Genomic DNA, 21,271 nt, shown 5'->3' on the forward strand with positions numbered 1-21,271 from the left:
TTCTACTTTTTATATTCAAATATCGAAGCGATCGTTTCGCTTAATGCATAACGTGATTTCCAAGAAAATGTTTCTTGAAAAAGAGCACTGTTCATTCCAAATTTGGCGCTTACCTGTGCTTCAACATGTTCTTTTGGAGATAGATTTGTCGTGTAAGACGTGGAAACCTCGATCACTTGATCTACAACTTCACTCAAAGTATAAACTTTTTCGTTTCCCAAATTATAAACCGGCTCAAAAGTATCAGAACTTTGAATAACCTGTACCAGAGCATCTATTGCATCTCGAATATCTAAACGTACTACATCTTGTTGCCCGTCATAAACTTTTAAAACTTCAGCATTTTGGGCTTGGGTTACTAACTTACTTAATAAGTCTCTTTCATTAAAACCAGCTAAACCTCCGGAAATACTACTTAAACGTATTGACGTATAATTTATGTGTGGCTGTGTATTTGCTAAAGATTTCAATAATAATTCAGAAGCATATTTAGCAATAGCGTAAGAACTTTCAGGCGAAACCAATTCGCTTTCCAAATGAGGAGTACCGGTTTGTGTACTATAAACACTTTGTGAAGAAATATTGATAATTTTTGCAACCTGATTTTGTATAGCCTTGGTAAATAACTCTTGCGTAAAGCTTAGACTTTCAGCGATTTCTTTATCTGTTCCATGAGGGCGAGTAAACCCGGCGTGCAATAGAACATCTACGTTTCCTAAAGAAAGCACACCTTTCTTAAAATCTTGATAATCAAACAACTTCACTAAAGAAGGATCAAAATAATTAAGCGCAACAGCCTTATCTCGTACATAGCCCCAGATGCTATAAGTTCTTGGATAATCTTTAAGTAACTTAGTAATAAGATTTCTACCAAGATATCCGGTAGCTCCGGTAACCAAAATATTTTGTTGAGGTTTAATACATATTTTATTGATCTGATCGTAAAACTTTTTAACCTCAGGATTTTTAGTTAAAGAAATAGATTTGTCTGCAGTTTGACGGATACCAAAATGATTATAATTCAAAACCAAAGGATCATTCTGCATAGGTAAACCTAACCATTCTTTAATACAGTATTCTACTTCATTAAAACCCATATAAGCTCGTAAACCGGTTATTCCGGTAAAACGGGCATTCATTTCAAAAAGTTTTAAGCCTTGATCGGTAAACCTTCCTTGTAGATTAAAAGGTCCACGTAAGCCTAATTTTTTAAATACAGGATACAGCGGAGTGATAGCTTCCCATACCGCCTTGTTTTCATAGGGAATAATCTCTATAGGTACGCCATTATTGAGTTTATTATAAGATATCATCTTTCCAACAATTTCTCCTTCACGATCAGCAACAAGCTGAATAGAGATTTCTGAAATTTGAGGATTAATATGTTGCTTTAATTGCTTATCAAATTGTGCCCTTAATGGATCATCCTGATGTGGCACTGCCAATTCTTGTACAATATGGATTTCATTAATATGATCAAAATCATCCTCTTTCAAGATAATAGCTATTCCTTTAGAGGCATAACCATCTCTAGGCTTAGCGATAACAGGCAATGCAATCTCTTTTTGTGCATAAGCCGCTAAAAACGAAGTCTTATCATAAGAGCGAACAAAAATGTTTGCCATTTTATTCAACTCATTACTCATAAGCTCTTTGTCCCTACATAAATCAATCAAAGATTGTCGAGAAACAGGCACAGCAATATTGTTTTCTTTAAATAGCCCTAAATGCTTTGATATAATATGCGCATCATCATCATGACCGGGAAAAAATATATCGATCTCATATTCTTTGCATTTTGCAATTACATCTTCGATATACCCTTTATCGTAAAAACTCTTGGTATAGGCATAAGTATCACATTCATATAAACCATAAGCCATTGGGTTTGTACCAAAACCTACTGTATAAAGAGGTAAACTTGAAAGTCTACAGGAATTAATTACTGATTGCCCTACTCCACTTCCTATGGATGATATACCTACTCTAATACTTTTCATACAAGTTGTTGATTGATAATTTGAATAATTAAATTTGTATGTGCCGTTGACAGTTCTGAAGATAACGGCAAACATAAAATTCTTTTAGAAATAGATTCAGAAACGGGTACCTCTACTTGAGCCACATAAGGTAATTGATGTAAACTAGGGTAAAAATAACGTCGAGGATTAATACCTTCTTCCAACAAAGCTTCTTTAACCTTTACTAATTTGTTTTCTTCCTCAAATATAATAGGATAATAACTATAATTCCACTCGGTTCCTTCCCGTATTCTTAATTTTTTAAAATCCCGAAACTTTAATTGATCATCATAAGTATTCACCACAACTTGACGCTTAGTAATAATTTCTTTCATATAAGGCAATACCGCTAAACCCATCGCAGCTTGTAATTCACTCATCTTAGCGTTAATGCCAATCCCCTGAAAAGCCTCTGGTCCTTGATGCCCAAAATTATGATGATAAAAGCATTGCTGCATCAATTGTTCATTCTTACAAAACAAAGCCCCACCTTCACCGGTATGAAAAAGTTTAGTCGCATGAAAACTACAAGTACTTACATCGCCATAGTTAAACAACGATTTCCCCTTGTAATTCACCCCAAAACCATGAGCAGCATCATAGATCACGGCAAGCTGATGCTTTTGAGCAATTTGTTCAATTTCTTCCACCGCACAAGGATTACCGAAAACGTGAGTGGCTAAGATAGCCGTCGTTTTAGAGGTGATCGCCGCTTCAATTTTAGTTTCGTCAATCGTTAAATATTCAGGATCAATATCAACAAATACCGGCGTACAATGTTCCCAAACAATACTAGAGGTGGTCGCCACATAAGAAAAAGGAGTCGTGATCACTTCGCCCTGCTTAGCCAAAACCTTTAAGGCGATTTGCAAAGGTAGGGTACCATTAGTAGTTGCTAATAAGGGCACAGAACACAAATAATTTTGCAGTTTAAGTTCTAACTCCTTAACCAATTGCCCCCGATTAGTCAACCAAACAGCATCCCAGGCACGCTTTAAAATAGCCTGATATTCTTCCTGTGGAGGTAAAAAGGTTTGGGTAACATTAATCATCTTTTTGTTTTATTAGAGTGTACAGAATAATCTTCAGGTACCGTTAAATTAAAGAAACCGCCTAATTTTTGCCATTTATCAGGATCTTCCAACTGTCCCACAAATAAAGATTCTGGAGACACATAATTAAAAAAATCGATTACTTCTTTATTTCTTCGACGATAAATAGAGGTATAATGTTCCCGATGAGATTCATTTAAATCAAGTAAATTATCAATTGCATGTAAGTTTTCGTAGCAATTATAATCAGGAAACTTTTCAAAAAACTCTAATTCTCGATCATACATTTTACAATGTCGGTAGGTATTCCCTAAAGTTTTGCCTTGAGAGTGGTTAACCATGGAATCAAACCAAAGATCAGCATCACGCGTAAATAAGATATATTTTGAAGCAGGAAAACGATGATATAAAATTTTATAAAATTCTGGAGAAAACCATGGGTTATCCTCAAAAACCTGAGATTTTTTAAACGCCGAAGAATGAAATATAGCATCAAAATCGCCTAAAAATCGTAATTTAGACCAAGCTGTACTTCGTTGTGCATTGTATCCGGCAACACGGTAGCCAAAATCTTTAAAAAATTGACCTACAGAGGTAGTCCCGGTTCGCTGAAACGAAATACAAAAAATTTTTTCTTTTGAGGGCTGAAGGGAATCAAATAATTTAATCATACACTTTCATAAGTTGTTTTCAATAAAAAGGGTTGCCAAATTTCCTCTTCGTGCAACACCTGAAAAGAAAGCACATTATTAATTCTAAGTTTAGGGCTTCCACTATGCATATCTGAAGCTGAAATATTAATAGAATAAACTCCCTTAGATAATTGTAAATTAGGATGATGTAATTTAAACACTAAACGATCACCGGTAATACGAATAGGAGAGTTTAAAGTATTCTTTTCAAAGACAGCAACAGGGCGTTGCTCTTTATCAAAAATAATGACAGAAAATTTAGGAATAGCTTTTGAGGCTGGTAATTTAAAACTAAATTTTAAGGCTAAAGGATCTCCCCACTTCAATTGCAATAAAGTATCAGGAGCAACTTTATCAGAATTAGCATTTATGAGCTCAACATGCTCAAGTTCTAAGCTCCCATCATTGAAAACTTCATTCGATTCATTATTAGTAAATCGGTTGTAATACAAGTCAATAGCTTTAGAAACTTCTGTTCCCTGAAATTGAGCCCGACCTCTTTCCATCAGGATAATTTGTGAACAAACACGAGAAACCATGGGCATACTATGCGAAACAAACACCACAGCCGTTTTGGGTAAAATATCATCAATCGTTTTAAAACATTTCAAGATAAAACCCAGATCACCTACCGCCAACACTTCATCAATAATCAAGATATCGGGTTCCATCTGTGCGGCAACCCCAAAACCTAAGCGTACCTTCATCCCAGAACTATAATGTTGTACCGGCATATCGATAAACTCTTCGATCTCGGCAAAGGCTATAATAGCCTCTATTTTTTCTTCGATTTCCTTACGGGTAAAACCTAAGATAGCGCCATTATTATAAATGTTTTCACGCCCGGTTAAGATTGGGTTAAACCCGGCTCCCAGTTCGATCAATGCGCCTACCCGACCACGCATAGTAATCTTACCGGCATCAGGATTAATCAACCCGTTCAGCATTTTTAAAAGGGTACTTTTTCCGGCACCATTATGGCCAATCAACCCAATACACTCCCCACGTCGCAATTGAAAACTAATATCTTTAACAGCCCAAAACTCTTTGGGGCGTAACTGGCGTTCCTGTTTATTTCCGCCTACATTCGACCAAAGATCTTTTACTCCGTACCACAAACTGGTTTTTAAGTCTTTACAAAACTTTTTAGAAACGCCTTCTACTTCGACAAGAACTTCGTTTTTTTGCTTTTCTTCCGCCATTATTATGCACTTAAACGTTCAACAAAAATTGGGATCGAGATCCGATAAAACACCAAGCCTAATAAAAATAACGGAACACAGCAAGCTAAGACCACCCAAAAATAGGTGAGATACTCAGGAGAAGTTCCTACGGCCAAACTGCGGGCAGTTAAGATCAATGGAGTAAAAGGATTCCATTCCATCACGGTTTTCATCAGTCCATCCTTTTCTGAAACGGCATAAACCACGGGCGTAATATACATTAAGAATTGAAAACCAAATTTTATCGCTTTTGCCACATCGGTATACAACATCCCTATCGGGGTGATCAATAAACCAATCGTATTTCCCACAAAAACCATCACTAAAATCCCTAAAGGAAATAATAATAAAGAAGGGTGAAAACCTACTCCAAAATAAAAAACAAAAACCAATAGCAACAAAAACTTAAAAAGACTATTAAACAAGACTTTATACACGCCAGACACAATCAAGGCTTCTTTCGGAAAATTAATTTTAGACAAAATAGATTTTGAGCTATTTGTAGAGGTGATAGGAGAATTTACCGATTCGATAATAATAGACCAGAGCAAGGTACCGGTAAACGCAAATAAAGGATAAGGAATACCAGTATCAGTAAGCTCTACCGTACCTGAACTTCGAAGGAAGATCCATACAAAAGCCGTCGCTAAAGGGGTTACGAATGCCCAAAAAATCCCTAAGATCGATTGCCGGTATTGCGCCTTTATATCACGCTCGGCCAATTGTCGAGACAAAAAACGGGAACGATAAATATCCTGAAGACTGTCAATGATCAACCTCAAAAAGCTTAAGCCTTGCTCTTTTTGATAGACTTTCTCCAAAGGTTTTAAGTGTTTCATGTAATTTATTTAAAAGTGTGCCAAGTTAAATGAAGTCCTTGACGTACATCAAACAAGGGGGTATATTTTAACAAACCTTTGGCCTTTTCAATATTAGCCAAAGAATCCCGCACATCACCTACACGGGGCGGTCCGTAATTGGGGGTGAGCTCAGATTGAGCAGCAGCTTGCAAACTCTCCCATAACACGTTAAGACTAATTCGTTCGCCATAGGCTATATTATAGACTTCATTATCAGCTTCCGTAGAAGCAAAACAAGCACGGATATTCGCCTGTACGGCATTCTCTACATAGGTAAAATCTCGGGTTTGTTCGCCATCACCATTAATGGTAGGAGGCACACCCTCTTTAAGCGCTTGCATAAATAAAGGGATCACCGCAGCATAAGCTCCATTAGGGCTTTGTTTAGGACCAAATACATTAAAATAACGCAATCCGATCGTAGCGATACCATAAGTTTTGGCAAAGACATCGGCATACAGTTCATTTACATACTTAGTAACAGCGTAAGGTGATAAAGGGTTTCCGATAATTTCTTCCACTTTAGGCAAACTACGGCTATCGCCATAAGTAGAACTCGAGGCCGCATATATCATTTTTTTTACCGTAGCACTCTCTTTAACGGCCACCAGCATATTCAAAAAACCGCCTACATTCACAGCATTAGAAGTAATCGGATCATTAATTGAACGGGGCACCGAACCCAAAGCAGCCTGATGGCTTACGTAATCCATGTCTTCCACAGCCTTCCGGCAGATATCCAAATCTCGAATATCCCCTTCCATAAACTCAAAATTGGGATACGTTTCAAATTCTTTGATATTCGCATAATAACCATTAGAAAGGTTATCTAATACGCGTACTTTTTTCGCCTGATACTTCAGCAGATAAGCCACGAGATTAGAACCGATAAAACCAGCACCTCCGGTCACTAAAAAAGAAGTATGTTGTAAATCTTCAGTATGATAAGAATGTTCAAACATTATAAACGGGCATCTATTTCGGTGAACGGCAGGAATGATTTCACATCAAACACCACCGCAGATTCATTTTTAAGTTTTGTAAGGTCGAGTGTTAAAAATTCCTGATGAGCAACGGTCAATACAATAACATCATATCGGGTGTCAAGCTGGCTACAATCTTCCTGTAAAGAAAAACCAAATAAAGATTGTACTTCTTCAGGGTTCGCCCAAGGATCACAAACATCGACTTGTAAATTATATTCTGCTAAGCTACGCACTACATCAATAGCTTTCGTGTTTCGGATATCCGGACAATTTTCTTTAAAGGTAATCCCTAGCACTAAGGCGCGGCCATTTTTAATCTTGGCCTCTTTTTGCACCATCAACTTGATCACCTCTTGTGCCACATACTTCCCCATCCCATCATTCATTCGCCTTCCGGCTAAAATGATTTCAGGGTTATAGCCTACTTGAAGCGCTTTTTGCGCCAGATAATAAGGATCGACACCTATACAATGCCCCCCGACCAAACCGGGCGTATACTTAATAAAGTTCCACTTGGTAGCCGCCGCTTCCAATACGGCATCGGTATCAATGTTTAGTAAACGAAAGATTTTCGAAAGCTCATTCACAAAAGCAATATTAATATCTCGTTGAGAATTCTCAATCACCTTAGCCGCCTCAGCCACTTTTATCGAAGGGGCCAAATGTGTACCGGCCGTGATCACCGAACGATAGACTTCATCGATCAAACCAGCATATTCAGGAGTAGAACCCGAGGTTACTTTAAGTATATGTTTAACCGTATGTTTTTTATCCCCGGGATTAATACGTTCAGGGGAATAGCCCACAAAAAAATCTTCATTAAACTTTAATCCGGAAACTTCTTCCAAAATAGGAACACAAACTTCTTCGGTTACCCCGGGATAAACGGTAGATTCATACACCACCACATCCCCTTTTTGCAAATACTTCCCGATGCTCGCACTCGCTTTTTCTAAAGGAGTCAGCACCGGGTTATGATTATGATCGGTGGGCGTCGGTACGGTCACTACATAAAAATTCACATGAGCAAGATCAGTTTCTGCTGAAGAAACTTGCAATTGCCCCTTTAAAGCCTGTTGTAAATCAGCATCACTTACCTCTAAAGTACGATCACTTCCACCGGCTAGTTCATCCACACGCTGAGCATGAATATCAAACCCTAAAGTCGGATATTCTTCTGCAAAAGCGACGGCTAAAGGCAAGCCCACATAGCCTAGCCCAATAACACCAATTTGTACTTCTGTTAATTTCATAAAAAATACTATTTCTTTGATTTAAATATTCGAGACCAAAAAGAATTGGAGGGTTCATTTTCATGATAGCCATTTCCATAGGTATCCCCATAACCATAGCCGTAGCCGTAACCATAGCCGTAACCGTATTTCGCCTTTTGCTGAAAATAATTCAAGACAAAACTTACATTTTTCACCTCGCCTTTACGGTATTTTTCATTGATTACATTTAACATGGGGTCTTTGGTATAATTCTGTCGAACCACATAAAGTGTTGCATCGGTATGGCGAAATAAATTTAAGGCGTCAGAAACTAACCCGATAGGCGGCGTATCTAAAATAATGTAATCATATTGATGTTTTAAGGCTTCCATCAATTCATCCATTTGCTCACTCATTAACAATTCCGAGGGGTTAGGCGGCACCGCGCCAGCAGTAATAACATCTAAATTTTCATAACGAGTAGCCTGAGTAATGGACGCTAAATCTTGCTGCCCCACCAAATAATTCACGATTCCTATTTCATTTTTGATTTCAAAATCATTAAAGATCTTAGGTTTTCGTAAATCTAACCCAACCAAAACGGTTTTCTTTCCACTTAACGCAAACACCGAAGCCAAGTTCATGGAACAAAAGGTCTTCCCTTCTCCACTTACCGACGAGGTCAACAAAACGGTTTTACTTCCTTCTAACCCTTTACGTTTATAAATAAACTGTAAACTGGTCCGTAAACCTCGAAAACTTTCGGCAATTGAAGATTTAGGACGATTATAAACCACCAGATTACTATCTTGTCGACTCTTCCCGATCAATCCTAAGACTGGAATTTGTGACAAACGTTCCACATCCTGAACACTATGAATACGGTTATCAAAAAAAACAATCAAAAAAACAAACACCAAAGGAATCGAAAACCCAAAAATTAATGCCATTACATAATTTAGTTCGGTATTCGGACCAATCTTTCCGCCACCCACATCTTTCGCGCGATCGATCACCTGCACATCACTTACATTGGCTGCTTTCACCAAGCCGGCCTCGTTACGTTTCGATAAAAAGAGTTTATAGGTTTGCTCACTAATTTGATAGCGACGTTCGATGTTTAACAGATCCTGCTGCTCTTTGGGCAATTGCCGAGCCTGTGCTTCCAGATCATTAATTTCTTTCCGAACACCACTTATTTCTTGTTGTAGTAACTGCTTTGAACTTTCTATATTCTCCAGCAACACCTCTTTCGTAGCATTAATCTGGCGATCAATATCTCCAAAAGCTGGAAAATCGGCTTTCGTACTATACTGATACTTGCTACGTTGCTCGGCCAAAGCAATAATTCGGGATACCCCGCCAGAAATACTCGGCTCAGAAATTCCGGAAACCGAGGGAGCCGGAACCTGAGAATAGTCAGAACGTGAACGCAAATAACTTTCCAAATTTTGATAATAATCCAATTGCCGTTCCAGTTCCCGCAATTCTAGGTCATAGGTATTTAATTCTGTCTTTAAAGAGGCACTTTCCGTAGTCAGATCAATAATTTGGTTTTGCTGCATAAAGTCGTTCATTTCCTCTTCCACGGCCTGCAGCTCTCCGGCCTTCACTGCTAAGCTGCTATCGATAAACCGAATAGTTTTGGTGGCAAACAAATTTTTACGGTGAAGCATATCTCGGCTTAATACCTTAGCAGTAGTATTTAAATAATCGACAATCTTAGCCTTATTCCCGTCAACCAAGGCTAGATCAATGATAGACCCTCCTTTGGAACTAGTCCCTACAGAAATATTTTCATACTTTTTGACAACAGCATTAAAATCTAAAAACTGAACATAAAATACATTTCCTTGTTGAGCCCGCAACCCGTTCGTATGCAATACTCCTTTAAATATTGGAGTTTCAACCTCCTCTTCCAGAGCAAACTTATAAGAATAGTTTTGATCGAGTTGAATTGGAAATTTTTCTTTCGTATCATATACCATCAATTTTCCGGCACTCGGAGGCTCCTCAAAAGTCAAAGATAGTTGATATTTCGAATCACTTAAAAATTCGATACGAAGAGGATGGTTCAGTAACTGTCCGGCCATGGTATCGATCTCCACTGTAAAAGGGGTTTGTCCGTAGGCATCCACCTTTTGATATTCGCCTTCCTTCAGGTATTGAATATAATACTGAAGTTCTTCGACCACTTTTTCATTATGGCTTCGCGTTTTCAGAGTAGTTACTGCTGTATTCACCTTATCCGAAATCCCACCCCAGTTAAAGGTTAAACTGGTATTCGATGTAAAAAAAGGATTTTGATCATCCTTAATACTAATCATCGAGCCTAACCGATACACCGGCAGTTTACGCACATTTACATAATAAGCGATCCCTAAACCGATAAGAATACAAATGACAAATAAATACCAATAGCTTAAAATTCGGATCAAAAAGCCTTTAAAATCAAAATTAATCCCGGCACCTTGTTGTTCAAATTCCTCTTCCATTAGCGACTCAATCGATTAGATATTAACAATAATGAAGTAAACAAAGTTACGATCGAAGCTGCAGTGGTAAACGTTTGCAAACCGGTTTCTCCTACTCCCCACGACTTTTGCGGTAACGGCTTCACCATGATCAGATCATTAGGTTGTATATAATAATAAGGGGATTGCACCGCATTTATATCGGTGAGGTCAATATGATGCACCTGATGCCCTCCCGGATATTGCCGCAAGATCATGACATCGGTACGATCACCTACCGTAGTAATATCACCGGCATTAGCAATAGCTTCCATAATACTTACTTCGTCTTTATAGATCACTTGGCTCCCGGCACCTACTTCCCCGATGGTGGTATACCGAATCCCAGCGAGTTTTACCGTCACAAAAATATTTGCTTCCTCCTTAAAATAGTCTTCGAGTAGTCGGCTCTCTATTTTTTCGCGTACCTCTTCTACCGTATACCCTAATACATTTAATTCTCCAAGCGTAGGAATACGAATATTTCCGTGGGGGTCTATACGAAACCCATCATAATATAACTTTTGTTCACCGGTAGCATTTGCATTACCTTCATCAATAGGATTAAACATCCCTACCAATTCTTGGTCCAAAGCTTTCACCCGAATACTTAACAGATCATTCACCTGTAAACGATAAGGCTTTTGCATGCGTTGTACCGCGATGAGGCTGTCAATTTCGTTTTCATGCTCCTGAAGATAGGTCAATTGCTTAGTACTAATACAGGAACCAAAACTAAATACTAGAAAAACTAATAAAAGTACGCTAATATATTTCATTCTCGCGATTAAGTGTGAATCAACAACAAATATAGTTTTTCAGGATTAATAAAAAAACTTCCCCATCGATAACTCATTTTTTTCCCCTTAATTTGTAAAAATTTTAAGAAATTGAATTACGCTTCGATAGAAAACATATCCAAATCATTTGGAGAACGAATAATTTTCAAAGACTTATCCTTCGGCATTAATGAAGGGCAAAAAATAGGCTTGATCGCTAAAAACGGAACCGGAAAAACTTCCCTCCTCAAAATCCTTTCAGGAGAAGATCAACCCGATCAGGGAGAAGTGAATTACCGCAAATCGATCAAAACTGCCTTTTTACCACAAGAGCCTAACCTTAACCCCAACCTAAGTATTGAGGAAACGATTTTTGCTTCCGATAATGAAGTCTTAAAGATCATTAATGAATACGAAAAGGCGCTAAAAAATCCGGAAGACACCGAAAGCATGCAAAAAGCTTTCGACCTGATGGAAGCCAAACAAGCTTGGGATTTTGAAACCACCTACAAGCAAATTTTATTTCAGCTTAAATTAGACGATTTAGAGAAACAGGTGAAGTATTTATCGGGCGGACAAAAAAAACGTCTGGCCTTAGCCACGGTTTTATTAGATAAACCCGACCTACTGATTCTCGACGAACCTACCAACCACTTAGACTTAGAAATGATCGAATGGTTGGAAAGTTTCTTTAAAAAAGAAAATTTCACCTTATTTATGGTGACCCACGATCGTTACTTTTTAGAGCGCGTGTGCAATGAAATTATCGAATTGGAAGACGGACAACTTTACAATTACAAAGGAAATTACAGCTATTACTTAGATAAGAAAGAAGCTCGGGTAGAAGTTGAAAAAACAAATACCGATAAAGCCAAGCAACTTTATAAAAAAGAACTCGATTGGATGCGCCGCCAACCCAAAGCACGTACCACCAAATCAAAATCGAGAATCGATGACTTTTCAGAAATTAAAGCCAAAGCTTCCAAACGCCGAAAAGATCACGTGGTACAGCTCGAGATCAATATGGAGCGGATGGGCAACAAAGTAGTTGAGCTTCACAACATTTCTAAAAGCTATGAAGGAAAAGAACTCTTCAACAAATTCAGTTACAACTTTCAACCGGGCGAACGTTTAGGGATCATCGGTAAAAACGGAACCGGTAAATCTACCTTTTTGAATACGCTCACCGGAGCCATCAAGCCCGATTCGGGTAAAATTGTAATCGGTGAGACCATTAAGTTTGGTTATTACACCCAGAAAGGGATTCAGGCAAAAGAAAACCAGAAAGTAATTGATGTGATTCGGGAGTTTGGAGATTACATTCCGCTAAAAAAAGGACGCCAAATTTCAGCACAACAATTATTAGAACGCTTTTTATTTGATCGTAAAAAACAATACGATTATGTAGAAAAGCTCAGCGGTGGTGAACGTAAACGTTTATATTTATGTACGGTACTCATCCAAAATCCTAATTTTCTAATTTTAGATGAACCGACCAACGACCTTGACATTGTTACCTTGAATGTCTTGGAAAATTTTCTCTTAGATTTCCCGGGTTGTTTAATCGTAGTTTCCCACGACCGTTATTTTATGGATAAGATCGTAGACCATTTGTTTGTATTCCGAGGGAAAGGAGTAATCGAAGATTTCCCCGGGAATTACTCAGATTATCGAGTTTACGAAGAAAGTGCTCCCAATGAAACAGCTTCAACAGAAAAAGAGAGCAAACCTAAAAATGATTGGAAAACCTCGAATGAAGAGAAAAAACTCACCTATAACGAACAGAAAGAATATAAAAAACTAGAACGAGACATTTCGAAACTGGAGAAAGAGAAAGAAAAACTTCAGCAAGAATTTTTAAAGGAATTAACCGAAGAAGAAATTAAAGACAAATCGATAGCGCTTCAAAAATTAGAAGATAGCATTGAAGAAAAAACAGAACGCTGGTTCGATCTTTTAGCTAAAATGGAAGAGTAAATAAAAAGAGATTAGACCATAGACACTAGAGTTTAGACTTTAATTTAAATTGCCATCCTGAACTTGTCGAAGGATCAAGTCCACCTCGTCATCCCGGACTCGATCCGGGATCTCATGAATAAGAGCACAAAACAATTTCACTAATACAATTTTAAAAGTCTATGTTCTATTCTCTAGAATCTATTTTCTAAATATCATCCTGAGCTGGTCGAAGGATCAAATTCAAAATAAACTTACCTTCATCACGAACAATCTAACTCTTAACTAAAATGTGGTTTCAACTTCAATCTTATTTTAAATTTTTATGGAGCTCCAGCAACCAACACGGAGTTCACTCACCTTTCGTGTATGGTTTGGTAACCAAGTGTTTTTACGATACCAAAAACAAAGCAGCATATCAAAAAATCGCTGACTACCGAAAGAAGATTTTTCAGAATCAGGAACTTATTGAAGTAACCGATTTTGGTGCAGGTTCGAGAGTATTTAAATCGAATAAACGCAAAGTTTCAGCAATCGCTAAAAATGCGGGGATTTCTTGGAAAAGAAGCAAATTGTTATTCCGCATCGCTAACTACTTAAACTTTAAAAATGCTTTAGAATTAGGTACTTCTGTAGGATTAGCAACTTCAAGTTTAGTCGCAAACAAAGACCTAGAAGTCTTAACGATTGAAGGCTGCTCGGAAACCGCTCGAATCGCTGAAGAAGCTTTCAACAATTTCGATCTAACGAATATTGAATTAAAAACGGGAAAGTTTGAAGAGGTGTTGAAAAAATACCAGCAAAAAATCGATGTGGCTTACATTGACGGAAACCACTCCAAAGAAGCTACCCTAAAAAATTTTGAATTACTGCTGAAGCTTAAGCACAACGAAAGCTTATTTATTTTTGATGATATTTATTGGTCTAAAGCGATGCAAGAAGCTTGGCAAGAAATCAAAAACCATCCTGAAGTTACCGTGACCATCGATACCTTTCACTGGGGCTTAGTTTTCTTTAGAAAAGAGCAGGAAAAAGAACATTTCAGGATTAGAGTTTAAGCTAGAAGCTAGAAACTAAAATCGATTTTCTGAAATTATAAAAAATCATTAGATCAATCAGTAAAAAACTCATTTACTCTTAGACTCTCTGACGGTCATCAAATATTTCTAAGAATCTTCCAGCTTCAAGTTCGACTTCAATTTCAAATTCCAACCCCGTCATCCTGAGCCTGTCGAAGGATCAATTCCTCTCCGTCATCCCGGACTCGATCCGGGATCCCATGAATAAGAGCACAAATAATTTCACTTAGACAAATTCAAAAGTCTATGATCTAGATTCTATTTTCTAAAAGTCATCCTGAGCCCGCGAAGGCAAACTCAAAATTCAAAACTCAAAAACTCGCAAACTCAAATACCTAAAACCTCTTCGACTTCGACTTCAATTTCAAGTTCATCTTCAAAACCCCGGCCTACCGAAGATGAGTCGTAAAATTTGAAGTGAAGACTCCGTAAAATTTCAAGCTGTTTGAGCGATAGCGAGTTCTTGAAATTTAGGAGCCGAACGATAAATTTAGACGAAGCTTCGTAAGCCTAGAGTTTTGTTTCTTTTAGGCAATGCAAAAGAAAAATATAATTGGACTCGATCCGGGACCCCATGAATAAGAGCACAAAACAATTTCACTTAAAAAAATTCAAAAGTCTATGATCTAACTTCTAGATTCTATTTTCTAAATGTCACCCTGAGCCTGTCGAAAGATGCTTCACTACACTATCGCTCCGTTCTGCATGACAACACAAAAACACGAATACTCGAACACATAAATATGATCATCTTATGAAACCGATAAAACTTTCAGCTTCAAGTTCGATTTCAACTTCAATTTAAATTCCCAGCCTACTTTTTCACGAGCATAGAAAATCAAGCAATAACTTAAGGTGCTGGCTTGCAACGGAGGCCTGCATCCGACGACCGCAAGGGAGAGGAATGCACACTTGGGCAATGCAAAAGAAAAAACCGTCATCCCGGACCTGATCCGGGATCCCATGAATAAGAACACAAAACAATTTCACTAATACAAATCCAAAAGTCTATACTCTAGCCTCTAGATTCTATTTTCTAAATGTCATCCTGAGCCTGTCGAAGGACAACTCAAAAACTCGCAAACACCAATACTCGAACACTTCAATATTCTAAGAAATCGAAAAACCACCCTACTTTCTACTTCCAACTTCCAACTCCCTACCTCCTAAAACCTATCCCCACTACAAACTCAAAAACTCAAAATGTAACAAACCTCAAAAAAAATCGTCTTACCTTTAGATACAATCAGCAGCTATGAACAACGTCATCGATATTAAAGGGATTACGCGAAATTTTCAACTCGGTCAAGAAACAGTAAAAGTGTTAAAAGGAATCGATTTAATTATTGAAAAAGGAGAATATGTAGCTTTTATGGGGCCATCCGGATCCGGTAAATCGACCTTAATGAATTTGTTAGGTTGCCTCGATACTCCAACTTCGGGAAGTTACAGTTTAAATGGCGCCGATGTAAGCACGATGACCGATGATCAATTAGCTGAAATTAGAAACAAAGAGATCGGCTTTGTTTTTCAGACGTTCAATTTATTACCGAGAACAACAGCTTTAGACAACGTAGCTTTACCAATGATCTATGCCGGAAAAAGCAAAACAGAACGAAACGAACGTGCCGCTGAAGTATTAAAAAATGTGGGTCTAGCCGATCGTATGGATCACAAACCTAATCAGCTTTCAGGAGGGCAACGCCAACGCGTTGCAGTAGGAAGAGCTTTAGTAAATAAACCTTCTATTATTTTAGCCGACGAACCCACCGGAAATTTAGATTCAAAAACCTCGGTAGAGATCATGAATTTGTTCGATGAAATTCATGCTGCCGGCAACACGGTTATTTTAGTAACCCACGAAGAAGACATCGCAGAACACGCGCATCGTGTAATTAGACTAAGAGATGGTATAATTGAAAAAGATGAGCGAAAGAGCTTTCAAAATATTCAATAAAAACTCACCTCTCCAATATAATGACGTCATTCCGGACTTGATCCGGAATCTCAAGAACAAGAGCATACAATAACTTCGCTAAACCAACCAAAAAAACTCGCAAACACAAAAACTCACAAACACAAAAACTCGCAAACACAAATACCCAAATACCCGAAAACCATAATCCAAAAGTCTATGTTCTAATCTCTAGAATCTATATTCGTTTCCAAAACTTTCACCCTGAGTCTGTCGAAGAATCCGCCATCCCCGACTCGATCCGGGATCTCATGAACAAGAGTACACAATAACTTCGCTAAATCAACCCAAAAACTCGCAAACACGAATACTCGAACAGCCGAAAACCACAATCCAAAAGTCTATCTTCTAGCCTCTAGATTCTATACGCTCTTATAAAAATCCTCCAATTTTCATTTCGAGCGGAGTCGAGAAATCTTTCATCCTGAACTTCATTCAATCATCAACTTCCAACTCTATTCCTACCTCTATGACCTAAAACCTACTCCCCAAAAAACGGCCTATCGAAGATGAGTCGTAAAATTTGAAGTGAAAACACCGTAAAATTTCAGGCTGTCTGAGCGATAGCGAGTTCCTGAAATTTAGGTGTCGAACGATAAATTTAGAGGAAGCTTCGTAAGCCTAGACTTTTGTTTCTTTTGGGCAATGCAAAAGAAAAGAACATGAATTCGAAATTGAAATTGAAAAAGATACCTCGATATCTCGGTATGACAGCAAGAAAGTATATTGTAAAATGTATACTGAAAGATGTTGAGATTATAGAAACTAGAGACTAGAGCTTAGACGTTAGTTTTTTGGAATTTGGAAGTTTGAATTTAACTAAAAAATGCAGCATACTTTTCATGAGCCTAGAAAATCAACCAAAAAATTAGCGCTGGTGTGGAAAGTCTGCATCCGACAACCGCAAGGGAGAGGAATGTACACTTGGGCGATGCAAAAGAAAAGCATACGTAAAAGTCATTCGAATTTAGTGGAGAAAATAGATAATTAAAATTTATTCGTAAAAATGCACAAAACTCAAAACCTTAAATCTATAAATTTCTGTTTATCATCGATACTTTTTTCTAAGAGACCACCCTGAAGTAAAGAGTTAAAAAAAATTGAAAATTTACGAGCTCCTTTAAAATTTAAATGTTCTAAATCAGCAAAATCTTTATTATTTAATGGAAACCTATTAAAATCTAAAAATTCTACATCTGAAAATTTCTTCAATCGAATAGAATCAAATTGTGTTTCATTTACTCCTCCATAATACTTTTTATGTTGTGGAGATCTAACCAAGTAAACTTGTTTTTTGTTTTGATGACAAAAATTGATTATTTCTCTTAAATAGAATAAATTTATTTCTGAAATCTCACAGCTTTCTAAGGGTTTTATATCTGAATCGTGAGATTTCAATATACTATCTATTTTAAATTTTTCTAAATATCTATAGCCTCCTATCTCATTAATTAGATTATAATCTTGAGTCAAGATTCGAAATAATTGCTTTTTTTTAGCCTGAGAAATAGAATTAATATATTCTAAAGGATTATTTCTTAACAAAGTTAATTCTTGTTCATTGTTTAAAAATGCTGAATATTTTGGATAACGATGATTTATATACTTTTTTCCAAATATCCAATTATCCATATTTTTATGCAGTTGATTATTCGTGAATTCAATAAAAACAGTTTCTATAGATTGATTATTTCTAATTAATTCTTTTACTTTCGGATAGGTGTAAAAATACGATTCTCCAGAACTTGCAAAATTTTTAAAACCATTAATTAATGAATCATTAAAAGCACATTCAGGGTGAGAATGCCCTAAAAGTATCAATTTGGAAGAGTTTGATATATCAAATTTAGATTTTCTCCTTGTATTTACGTCTAAGAGAAAATTAACCAAACTAGTAAAACAAAGTATTAATATAAAAAACAACAAGATTCTCCTTAAAAACTTTTTCATAGCAATATAATTTTCAAAAATTAAAACTGAAAATAGATAAATTCTTGTTCTTGTCCAGAAAACACAAAGATTAAATAGATAATAAATAAATAGATAAAATAGTGAACCTTAGATTTACCTTCTATCGTTTCAATAGCAAATTGATTCTTCCGCCCTAACCATTCAAGTAACAAGAAAAATAAAAGCAAAATAAATAAGTAGGTAGGTCTAACAGAGGGAAAGTCTAATAGACCACGAGAAAAAATACGATGAATAAACCCAAATGCGTGGCTTAAATTCTCAGCCCTAAAAAAGATCTAAGCAAATACAGTTAAAATAAAAGTGATCCCGATCTGAAATAGCTCTTTAAAAGAAGGAAACCACCGATCATAAGCCACGACTTCTAAATGATTTCGATTATTTCCTCTTAACAATAAAGGTAAAAAATAAAGCGCATTAAGACCACCCCAAACAATAAACGTCCAGTTAGCGCCATGCCAAAAACCACTTACTAAAAAGATGATAAACGTATTCCGCACTTTCATCCACATTCCGCCTCGGCTTCCTCCTAAAGGAATATACAGATAATCCCGAAACCATGTCGAAAGGGAGATATGCCAACGTCGCCAAAATTCAGCAATATCTCTAGAGAAATAAGGATAGGCAAAATTACGCATCAAATCAAAACCAAAGAGTCGGGATGTCCCAATAGCAATATCAGAATACCCTGAAAAATCACCATAGATCTGAAACGTAAAAAATACAGCGCCTAAAACTAAAGTACTCCCGCTATAATCTTCGTAGTTGTTAAAAATCTGATTAACAAATTGTGCACAATTATCGGCAATCACTACTTTTTTAAACAAACCCCATAAAATTTGTCGCATGCCGTTAACCGCCAGATCATAATCAAACTGTCGCTTTTTGTAAAATTGTGGTAATAAATGCGTAGCACGTTCAATAGGCCCGGCCACCAACTGCGGAAAGAAACTCACAAAAGCGGTAAAGGCAATAAAATCTTTGGTAGGCGCAAGCTTTTTTCGATAAACATCAATAGTATAACTCAAGGTTTGAAACGTATAAAAGCTAATCCCAACCGGCAAGACAATATCTAAGCCTCGAAAATTGAGATCTTGACCAAAGAACTGAAAAGCCCCGACAAAGTTCTCTAAAAAGAAATTGGAGTATTTAAAGTAACCCAGAAAACCTAAATTCACGAGAATACTCACCCATAAAAATAGTTTTCGCTTGGTTTGTTGATTTTCTCTTTCGATCAAAATTCCCATCGTATAGTCAACGATCGTACTGAATAAGATCAAAAACAAAAAGCGCCAGTCCCACATCCCATAAAAAATATAACTAGCGATGGCAATGAGTAAATTTTGTAGCTTTAACTGTTTTTGCAACAACCAATAAAGCGCAAAAACAATCGGCAAAAAAATCGCGAAATCTAAAGAATTAAATAACATTCAATTGGTGATAATATTCCGTTTTCAAAACTATCGATTTAATTTAAAAATTTAAGAGTTATAAAGATTTTATTTAAATCCAAGTTCACTTCACCACCACCCCGGACTTGATCCGGGATCCCATGAATAAGAGCACAATTAACTTCATTAAATCAACTCAAAAACCAAAATCCTGAGTCCGCGAAGGCAAACTCTAAACTCAAAAACTCCCCTCTACCCTCTAACAACTAAAACCGACTCCCCATAAAAACGGCCTACCGAAGAGGAGTCGTAAAATTTGAAGTGAAAACACCGTAAAATTTCAGGCTGTTTGAGCGATAGCGAGTTCCTGAAATTTAGGTGTCGAACGATAAATTTAGAGGAAGCTTCGTAAGCCTAGAGTTTTGTTTCTTTTGGGCAATGCAAAAGAAAAACACAATTCCGGACTTGATCCGGAATCTCAAGAACAAGAGCATACAATAACTTCGCTAAACCAACCCAAAAAACTCACAAATACAAAAACTCGAATACCCAAATACCCGAACACCTAAAAACCATAATCCAAAAGTCTATGTTCTATTCTCTAGAATCTATTTTCCAAATGTCATACTGAGCCTGCCGAAGGGTCAACTCCTCTCCGTCATTCCGGACTTGATCCGGGATCCCATGAATAAGAGTACAAAACAATTTCACTAAACCAACTCAAAAACTCAAAAACCCGAATACCCGAAAACCATAATTCTAAAAACCTTCCTACATCCTACAACCTACTTCCTAAAACCTAAACCCTCTCCTGAGCCTGTCGAAGTTGAGTTACACCACCAATACTGTAGAGGGCTTTCATCCTCAAATCAGGAAAGTTACCAAAACAAAGGTGCATTTACTAAGAATAGGTCACTACGTAAACTAGTTCACTTGGCTACAAGGAACATCAAGAATAAATAGACAGCTCCCTTGCAAAATTCAAGCCTCACGATTCAATAACTTCACAGTAAATTTCGAAACAGAATACCACTGGATATAAATACTAATTCCGCTGAGGCTTGCCCTAGAATTAGGGATCAGACAGAGTTTAATTTACAGAGCCTAAAGTAATAAAACCCGCTACTATTTACTGCTCTTTTTATTTAAACTATTTATGAAAGCATATTTTTTCTCTGTAACTGGATCATTAGGCCAAAAATCCCTAGGAGAACAACTAAGTGCAATTGCAATTAGATTCAAATGAATGATGTTGTACTTTGCTTTTTTAGAAGGAGCTTCAATATCCGATATAAACGTAGTTCCTTTACCTATTGCTAACGATAGCTGTGTTTGGCTTATACCTTTTTCTTTTCTAAGCTCTTTCACCTTTTCGATTATATCACGTTCTATTTGATCTAATGTTTCGTGCATAAATACAAAATGAGAAAAAAAACGAATAAAAAACTAAGGACTATAGTCCTGTAATTTGTAAAGTTTTATTATATTTGATTAGAAATATTAAATTTGCGATCACTTCTTGATTAAACAGAAGCATCGCTTTGAGTCTCGTATAGGAAAAA

Annotated in this window: 14 protein-coding genes and 1 pseudogene; 3 read left to right on the forward strand and 12 right to left on the reverse strand. The window is 36.9% G+C overall.

Annotated features, from left to right (window positions below):
• Window positions 1-2: 2 nt before the first annotated feature.
• Genes G551_RS15350 through G551_RS0103555 form a run of 9 tightly spaced genes read right to left on the reverse strand, consistent with a single transcriptional unit; the run spans window position 3 to window position 11,340 of the window.
• The gene (locus tag G551_RS15350) at window positions 3-2,000 is read right to left on the reverse strand and encodes an NAD-dependent epimerase/dehydratase family protein (protein ID WP_169558807.1); all 1,998 of its coding nucleotides are present in this window, start codon (window positions 1,998-2,000) and stop codon (window positions 3-5) included.
• Window positions 1,997-3,073 (reverse strand): DegT/DnrJ/EryC1/StrS family aminotransferase, encoded by a 1,077-nt coding sequence (locus G551_RS0103520; protein ID WP_027884267.1) that lies wholly within the window; start codon window positions 3,071-3,073, stop codon window positions 1,997-1,999. The genes G551_RS15350 and G551_RS0103520 overlap by 4 nt, the downstream gene beginning before the upstream one ends.
• The gene (locus tag G551_RS0103525) at window positions 3,070-3,744 is read right to left on the reverse strand and encodes a sulfotransferase (RefSeq protein WP_027884268.1); all 675 of its coding nucleotides are present in this window, start codon (window positions 3,742-3,744) and stop codon (window positions 3,070-3,072) included. The genes G551_RS0103520 and G551_RS0103525 overlap by 4 nt, the downstream gene beginning before the upstream one ends.
• The gene (locus tag G551_RS0103530) at window positions 3,741-4,967 is read right to left on the reverse strand and encodes an ABC transporter ATP-binding protein (protein ID WP_036243246.1); all 1,227 of its coding nucleotides are present in this window, start codon (window positions 4,965-4,967) and stop codon (window positions 3,741-3,743) included. Before G551_RS0103530 ends, G551_RS0103525 begins: the two co-directional genes overlap by 4 nt.
• A 2-nt stretch (window positions 4,968-4,969) precedes the next feature.
• The gene (locus G551_RS15355) at window positions 4,970-5,827 is read right to left on the reverse strand and encodes an ABC transporter permease (protein WP_051191237.1); all 858 of its coding nucleotides are present in this window, start codon (window positions 5,825-5,827) and stop codon (window positions 4,970-4,972) included.
• A 5-nt stretch (window positions 5,828-5,832) separates the two neighbouring features.
• Window positions 5,833-6,810, reverse strand: a complete 978-nt coding sequence (locus G551_RS0103540) for an SDR family oxidoreductase (protein ID WP_027884270.1) — start codon at window positions 6,808-6,810, stop codon at window positions 5,833-5,835.
• A complete protein-coding gene (locus G551_RS0103545; protein WP_027884271.1) occupies window positions 6,810-8,087 on the reverse strand; it encodes a nucleotide sugar dehydrogenase in 1,278 nt (425 codons plus the stop codon). Before G551_RS0103545 ends, G551_RS0103540 begins: the two co-directional genes overlap by 1 nt.
• Window positions 8,088-8,095: 8 nt before the next feature.
• The gene (locus tag G551_RS0103550; RefSeq protein WP_027884272.1) at window positions 8,096-10,543 is read right to left on the reverse strand and encodes a GumC family protein; all 2,448 of its coding nucleotides are present in this window, start codon (window positions 10,541-10,543) and stop codon (window positions 8,096-8,098) included.
• Complete coding sequence (locus tag G551_RS0103555; protein WP_027884273.1) at window positions 10,543-11,340, reverse strand: polysaccharide biosynthesis/export family protein; 798 nt, start codon at window positions 11,338-11,340, stop codon at window positions 10,543-10,545. The genes G551_RS0103550 and G551_RS0103555 overlap by 1 nt, the downstream gene beginning before the upstream one ends.
• 111 nt (window positions 11,341-11,451) lie before the next feature.
• On the opposite strand from G551_RS0103555, the gene G551_RS0103560 reads away from it, so the two are divergent.
• The 3 genes from G551_RS0103560 to G551_RS0103570 all read left to right on the forward strand — a co-directional run bounded on the left by G551_RS0103560 (window position 11,452) and on the right by G551_RS0103570 (window position 16,332).
• A complete protein-coding gene (locus tag G551_RS0103560) occupies window positions 11,452-13,317 on the forward strand; it encodes an ABC-F family ATP-binding cassette domain-containing protein (RefSeq protein WP_027884274.1) in 1,866 nt (621 codons plus the stop codon).
• Window positions 13,318-13,586: 269 nt separating this feature from the next.
• On the forward strand, window positions 13,587-14,354 hold the full coding sequence (locus tag G551_RS0103565) for an O-methyltransferase (protein WP_027884275.1): 768 nt from the start codon (window positions 13,587-13,589) through the stop codon (window positions 14,352-14,354).
• A gap of 1,276 nt (window positions 14,355-15,630) precedes the next feature.
• Window positions 15,631-16,332: an ABC transporter ATP-binding protein gene (locus G551_RS0103570; protein ID WP_027884276.1), complete on the forward strand. Its 702-nt coding sequence runs from the start codon at window positions 15,631-15,633 to the stop codon at window positions 16,330-16,332.
• Between the two features lie 1,035 nt (window positions 16,333-17,367).
• On the opposite strand, the gene G551_RS0103585 is transcribed toward G551_RS0103570, so the two are convergent.
• The 3 genes and pseudogenes from G551_RS0103585 to G551_RS0103600 form a co-directional block, all read right to left on the reverse strand.
• Complete coding sequence (locus G551_RS0103585; RefSeq protein ID WP_156876751.1) at window positions 17,368-18,300, reverse strand: hypothetical protein; 933 nt, start codon at window positions 18,298-18,300, stop codon at window positions 17,368-17,370.
• 20 nt (window positions 18,301-18,320) lie between these two features.
• Window positions 18,321-19,748 (reverse strand): annotated as a pseudogene (locus G551_RS15360) (MBOAT family O-acyltransferase).
• A 1,086-nt stretch (window positions 19,749-20,834) separates the two neighbouring features.
• A complete protein-coding gene (locus G551_RS0103600; protein ID WP_027884278.1) occupies window positions 20,835-21,122 on the reverse strand; it encodes a helix-turn-helix domain-containing protein in 288 nt (95 codons plus the stop codon).
• Window positions 21,123-21,271: the final 149 nt, after the last annotated feature.

This window comes from Mesonia mobilis DSM 19841 (assembly GCF_000423405.1).
In the GTDB taxonomy this organism is placed as follows: domain Bacteria; phylum Bacteroidota; class Bacteroidia; order Flavobacteriales; family Flavobacteriaceae; genus Mesonia; species Mesonia mobilis.

Bases quoted from the DNA above. Each gene is read 5' to 3' on its own strand.
- G551_RS15350 (WP_169558807.1), bottom strand. From the start codon at position 2,000: ATGAAAAGTATTAGAGTAGGTATATCATCCATAGGAAGTGGAGTAGGG.
- G551_RS0103520 (WP_027884267.1), bottom strand. From the start codon at position 3,073: ATGATTAATGTTACCCAAACCTTTTTACCTCCACAGGAAGAATATCAG.
- G551_RS0103525 (WP_027884268.1), bottom strand. From the start codon at position 3,744: ATGATTAAATTATTTGATTCCCTTCAGCCCTCAAAAGAAAAAATTTTT.
- G551_RS0103530 (WP_036243246.1), bottom strand. From the start codon at position 4,967: ATGGCGGAAGAAAAGCAAAAAAACGAAGTTCTTGTCGAAGTAGAAGGC.
- G551_RS15355 (WP_051191237.1), bottom strand. From the start codon at position 5,827: ATGAAACACTTAAAACCTTTGGAGAAAGTCTATCAAAAAGAGCAAGGC.
- G551_RS0103540 (WP_027884270.1), bottom strand. From the start codon at position 6,810: ATGTTTGAACATTCTTATCATACTGAAGATTTACAACATACTTCTTTT.
- G551_RS0103545 (WP_027884271.1), bottom strand. From the start codon at position 8,087: ATGAAATTAACAGAAGTACAAATTGGTGTTATTGGGCTAGGCTATGTG.
- G551_RS0103550 (WP_027884272.1), bottom strand. From the start codon at position 10,543: ATGGAAGAGGAATTTGAACAACAAGGTGCCGGGATTAATTTTGATTTT.
- G551_RS0103555 (WP_027884273.1), bottom strand. From the start codon at position 11,340: ATGAAATATATTAGCGTACTTTTATTAGTTTTTCTAGTATTTAGTTTT.
- G551_RS0103565 (WP_027884275.1), top strand. From the start codon at position 13,587: ATGTGGTTTCAACTTCAATCTTATTTTAAATTTTTATGGAGCTCCAGC.
- G551_RS0103570 (WP_027884276.1), top strand. From the start codon at position 15,631: ATGAACAACGTCATCGATATTAAAGGGATTACGCGAAATTTTCAACTC.
- G551_RS0103585 (WP_156876751.1), bottom strand. From the start codon at position 18,300: ATGAAAAAGTTTTTAAGGAGAATCTTGTTGTTTTTTATATTAATACTT.
- G551_RS0103600 (WP_027884278.1), bottom strand. From the start codon at position 21,122: ATGCACGAAACATTAGATCAAATAGAACGTGATATAATCGAAAAGGTG.